Raw genomic sequence first — 5,205 nt, forward strand, 5'->3', positions numbered from 1 at the left:
TGGGCAAGCTGCGTTTGCTGTATGAGTGTAATCCGATGGCCTTCTTAGCGGAGCAGGCGGGCGGTGTGGCCATTTCCGGCCCAGACGCTCGCGTGCTGGACATCAACCCGACTGAACTCCACCAACGGGTACCGTTTTTCGTGGGCTCAAAACATATGGTAAAAAAATTAGAGCGTTTTTTACGAGAGTTTTCCTGACTGGTACCTTAGTTGAATCGACAGGCAAGGCGCGCTGCTCCATACTGCTCTTTTTGAGGTGGATCTGCCGTGCGTCATTCTGTTCTTTTAGCCGCCCTCTTAGGGGCTACTTCTAGTCTATTTTGGGCGGGCAATGCCATTGTCGGCAAGGTGGTGGTTGCCACGCTGCCGGCCTTTACCCTGTCTCAGTTCCGCTGGGCCTTAGCCTTCGTCCTCTTGGCGCCCTTCGGTCTGCCTCGAATTTACCGGCAATGGCATTGGTATCGTCAACATTTGCCGCGCTTAAGTCTGCTCGCCTTACTCAGTGTCGGTTTCTATAACACCCTGCAATATTGGGCATTGGAATACACCGAGCCAGTTAAGGTCGGTGCCATGTTGGCTCTAATGCCACTGTCTATTGCGGTGGTGTCGGGTTTTCTGGGCGGCCGAAAGTTGAGCGGGCTGGAGTGGCTGACCTCTATCGTTGCGGTGTTCGGTGCCGTGGTAGTGGTCAGCAATGGCCAGTGGTCGGTGTTTTTTAGCCAGCAACGCGGTTGGCTCGGCGAACTATTGATGGTCTGTGCGGTGAGCAGCTGGGCATTTTATTCGGTGCTGTTAAAGCGCTTGCCCCACGCTGGGATTGAGCCTATCGGGCTGCTGACCTTTTTTGTCGGTGTTGGTAGCGTGTTGATTCTGCCCTTTTGGCTCTATGATGTACGCCATGAGGCGATCTTTGTGCCGCCACCGGAACTGTGGTGGTCGATTGCCTTTGTCGCAATCTTTCCATCGATTCTGTCTTTTATGTGCTGGAATAAGGCGGTCAGCTTGGCCGACCCGACTATCGCCGGATTAATGGTGACGACGGCACCGCTATTCAACGCGATGTTGTCCATGGCCTTTCTTAACGCGCACATTTCCTTGACCCAGTGGAGTGGTATCGCGATTGTGATTGTCGGTGTAGCCTCAACCCTGCTGCTGTCGCGCCGGCAAACCGTGGTGCCAGTCCCGGCCCCGGTTTAGGCGCGCTTGAAGCGCTCGAGCAGTTCCTCGATCGGTTTGGGTTTGAAAAAGTAATAGCCCTGCAATTCCTCACAATCCAGTGCCGACAGAAAGACTACCTGTTCGGCACTCTCTACGCCCTCGGCGACGACTCGTAAGCCCAAGGTATGGCCCATCTTCAAAATAGCCCGCACCAGCTCATCGGATTTGATCGAGGTACCAATCGCTCGAATAAAGGTGATATCGACCTTGAGTACATTGAGCGGCAACGATTGCAATATGCCTAAGTTGGAATAGCCGGTACCGAAGTCGTCTAAGGCAAACTTAAAACCCATGCTGCTGAGGGCCCGCATATTGCCCATCATCGCCGCGGATTCACTGCTGATTGAATATTCGGTAATCTCCAATTCAAACTGACTGGCGCGCACCCCATATTGGCCGAGCAGGCCGGTTATCGCAGTCACCAGATGCAGATCTTCGAGCTGTTTCGGCGATAGGTTGATCGAAATACTGAGGTTAGCGGGCAAGCGATGTTGGCAGTGCGCCATCATGGCAAAGACCTCTTCCAAGACCCAGTAACCAATATCCGATATCAGGGCCGTCTGTTCGGCGATCGGGATAAATTCGCCTGGCGACACAGTACCCAGAACCGGATCATGCCAGCGCAATAGTGCCTCCATGCTGTGCACATGACTGGGGTGGCCGCCCGATACCCTTGGTTGGTAGACAAGGCGGAGATAGTTGTTACGGATCGCGGCGGGTAAGGAAGACAGTATTTGTTGGCGCCGTTCGTTCTCTTTGGTCAGCCGAGGCGAGTAATAACGGTAATTGCCTCGGGCATGGGTTTTTGCCGAACTCAGCGCCGATTCGGCCATCTGCAGCAGTTGCTCATAATCTTGTGCATCGTCGGGATACATCGATACGCCCATGGTCAGTTGGGGGTAGACATCAGCATCCAACTGGTAAGGTTCCTTAAGGCTGTGTAATAATTTCTCAACAACTATTACCGATTGTTTATTTTTGTCGATATCGACTAGGGCAATGGCAAAGGTATCGCCTGAGAGCCGGGCGACACAGTCCGATTTACGCGAACCCAGAATTAGCCGTTGGGTGATCTGGATCAGCAACTCATCGCCGGCCAACTGACCGTGTTTTTCATTGACCGCGCGAAAATCATCGACGTTGATCAACAGCAGGGCCAGATGACTGTGGCGTCGAGCGCACACGGCAAGGTTCTTCAGAGTTAATTGTTTAAAGTAGTGACGGTTGGCAACACCGGTTAATGAATCGTTCGATTCAAGCTGGGCCACCTGCTCATCGCGTTTACGCAGATTGTGAATATCCCGGACATAGCCGCTAAACCGAGTGGCATCGGTTTTCGCCAGTCGGTGCTCAAACCAGCGAAACTGATCGCCAATCTTAACCCGATGTTCCAGGCTCAGTTGGTCGCCATCGGTGCCCTTGAAGGCCCGAATTCTGCTCGTCGTCTTAACTCGGTCATCCGGATGCAGCAGGGCGAGAAAATCGCTTACGGACATGTCGGCGGTTGGATAGTTCAACAGTTCCTGGAGCGGTTCACTGAGTTGAATTCGGTCGCCTTCATCGCGCCACCATGAGCCCATCTGGCCGAGTCGTTGAGCGGCCATAAGTTCGAACTCATTCTTTTGTAACGCCTTTCTCTGCTTTTCCCGCTGTAAAAAATTCAGGTGCTGCCAGCCTAAAACGAACGACAGACATAGCCAAACTGCAAACGCGCTGAGTCGGATCACGGTATTGCTGCGGATGGCAATCTGATGCATTGCGGCCGAAGACATCGCCAGATTAATTTCAATAGCGTCGTATTTTAGGACGCGTTTAATGGGCACCGGGTCCGTATCGGACAAGCCGCCAACTAATGAATAGGTCTGACCCGCCCCGCGCACACTTACGGCCAGGCCGGTATCCGCTGCGCCGTCCTCTTCCAGCGCCAAGCGCAACCGATCGAGTGCCAGTACCCCGGAGATTAAGCGTTGGCCAGGCCCCGTCACCGGCTGAACGAAGATGATGCCCGGAAAGCCCTGAAGCAGCATAACCGGTCCGATCAAGGTGCTGGTTTGGGTCATGAGTGCGCTTCGATAATAGGGTCCTTGGCCCGGTACGGCGTTTAAATCAACCCCCAGCACCGCCTGGTTTGCGCTGTTGAGTGGGTAGACTTGGCGAACCACCAAGTTCGTGGATAGCGCCACATTGAGAAACAGATTGCGCGGCTCCGGCAATAATTGCCTTAACCAGGAATGATAAATAACGCTCTCGATATCGGCTTGTTGGGCTGCGAGAATTGCAATTGAATTCAAGATGGCATCGTTATTAGTAAAAAATTGGCTCACGGTCTTTTCCGCCAAATCGAGGTCAGCGTTTAACGCCCGCAATGGCGCAGCTTGGGCCTTGCTTGCCAGGGCGCCTTCAAACCACTTTACAAAGGGCAACACGAGACAGGCGGCCATCAAGATTAGGCAAAGCGCTGTATTGCCGTTTCGTCTAAAAAAAACCCAGCCACAGCTGCCCAGTGCGAGCAACGCCAAGGTAGCCTCCTGCCAGACGGAATCGAGCCAGGGTATCGCGAATAGGCAGACCAAGGCCAAGCCGGTTAGCGCTCGGGTCATGGCGCTAATCCCGCCGCATGAGGACTGGTACTGAAGTTAATAATATTACACCTCAAGTCAGGATCTGCGCAGTCTTAAACCTATTGAACGGCCGCGCACTTGGTTGAAGGGAAATTGCACTGGTCTGCGACCCATACCCGACACGGTTACCTGGATCGTATTCGGATTGTGAGCCCTGGGATGATGCCGAATTTGACCTACTTATTGAGTGTAGTCGAAGGCAGGTGAATCGGTAGGCCGACTGATGACCGAGGCTGAGCCTCTGGTCCCGGATCTATACCAGGGGGCAGGGCGCGGAGCCCATACCGGTGCCCAACGTGAGCATCATGGCGGGGAGGTGAAATTGGAAGGCTAAGGCTGCCGCGGCGCTGTCGTGCTCCAGCAGAGCCAAGCCGGTATAACCGCATGCCGGTAACCATTGCCTGTCGAGAGTGCTGGCCAGATGCCGACAATCTTGGCGCAGTCTGCTGTAGATGCCGGCATGATAATCGAAGGGATGACCGTGATCGAGGTAAGCTGCCAAGCTGATGGCCACGGCCATGGGCCCTGGCAGTTCGGCCCGAGTCTGGCGCAGGATGGCGAGCAGCTGGGGCGCTCGGATCTGGCCGTCGAGACTGAAGTCGCGCACCCGCAATGTACTGAGCATGTCGAGGCGGTTACCATAGCGATGGGCAATAGCCCTTTTAATGGCCGTTGCGCCGAAATCGAGCACCAATAGATCGTCTGGACTCCGGCAGGTCTGGGCCAGACCATAGAGCGCCGTATCGGCCCCCCAAGGAGAACAAATCACCGACAGGTCGGCTAGTCGCCCCGCCACTGCACTGGCCAGATGGATACCGAACTGCTGACTGCTCAGGCCCCCGGCGATCACTAGGGTCTGCACCCGCTGCCAATGTCGGCTGAGCGCCTGCTGAAAGATAGTACCCTGTTGCCACGGGGCATAATGGCGTGCGCTGTGGACCACCACAGCAAGACGCTGGGCAAAGATATCCACTGTGCATCGATCCCTGAGTCGGTCGGCATTAAAATGGCTTAAAAAGACGCGCGGTTGGCCCTGGCTGCTGTGGCCCTGGGCGTCTAATAGACCGATCAAGGCATGGCGAGACATTAGCTGATAGGCGGTCAGGTTGGCTGTGCCGCACAGCGGATCATCACTGGCTAAACGGTCGCTGGACACCGCCATGCTATTGAGTGAGCCATCTGGCGTCATGAAAAAGGGCGCAGCGATCAATCGTGTGTTAAGCATCCTGATAGTCTCTGTTAGACTGAACAAAAGGGGACTGGCTTAAGGAGCGCGAATCCATTATGACCACACTTTTCCATGAAATAGAAGTGGTAACCTCGCCCGATCGAGTCTGGGCTCTGTTGACGACCCGAGCGGGATTAAC

General features: G+C 54.7%; 3 protein-coding genes and 1 pseudogene. 2 read left to right on the top strand and 2 right to left on the bottom strand.

All coding sequences use genetic code 11. The features are described from left to right. Together AC4FIC_RS14890 and AC4FIC_RS14895 are read left to right on the top strand one after the other, a co-directional pair. A pseudogene (locus tag AC4FIC_RS14890) lies at positions 1-197 on the top strand (class 1 fructose-bisphosphatase); the annotation flags it as partial. 69 nt (positions 198-266) lie between these two features. Beyond that, the gene (locus AC4FIC_RS14895; RefSeq protein WP_476194618.1) at positions 267-1,196 is read left to right on the top strand and encodes a DMT family transporter; all 930 of its coding nucleotides are present in this window, start codon (positions 267-269) and stop codon (positions 1,194-1,196) included. Here the strand turns inward: AC4FIC_RS14895 and AC4FIC_RS14900 are convergent. Both AC4FIC_RS14900 and AC4FIC_RS14905 read right to left on the bottom strand, forming a co-directional pair. Beyond that, complete coding sequence (locus AC4FIC_RS14900) at positions 1,193-3,817, bottom strand: bifunctional diguanylate cyclase/phosphodiesterase (protein ID WP_476195193.1); 2,625 nt, start codon at positions 3,815-3,817, stop codon at positions 1,193-1,195. The genes AC4FIC_RS14895 and AC4FIC_RS14900 overlap by 4 nt on opposite strands. Before the next feature lie 274 nt (positions 3,818-4,091). Then, positions 4,092-5,063, bottom strand: a complete 972-nt coding sequence (locus tag AC4FIC_RS14905; RefSeq protein ID WP_476195191.1) for a hypothetical protein — start codon at positions 5,061-5,063, stop codon at positions 4,092-4,094. Positions 5,064-5,205 lie beyond the last annotated feature (142 nt).

The sequence above is a fragment of the Reinekea sp. genome (assembly GCF_982785585.1).

Excerpts from the sequence above, each read along its gene's own strand:
- AC4FIC_RS14900 (WP_476195193.1), bottom strand. The coding sequence starts at position 3,817 with ATGACCCGAGCGCTAACCGGCTTGGCCTTGGTCTGCCTATTCGCGATA.
- AC4FIC_RS14905 (WP_476195191.1), bottom strand. The coding sequence starts at position 5,063 with ATGCTTAACACACGATTGATCGCTGCGCCCTTTTTCATGACGCCAGAT.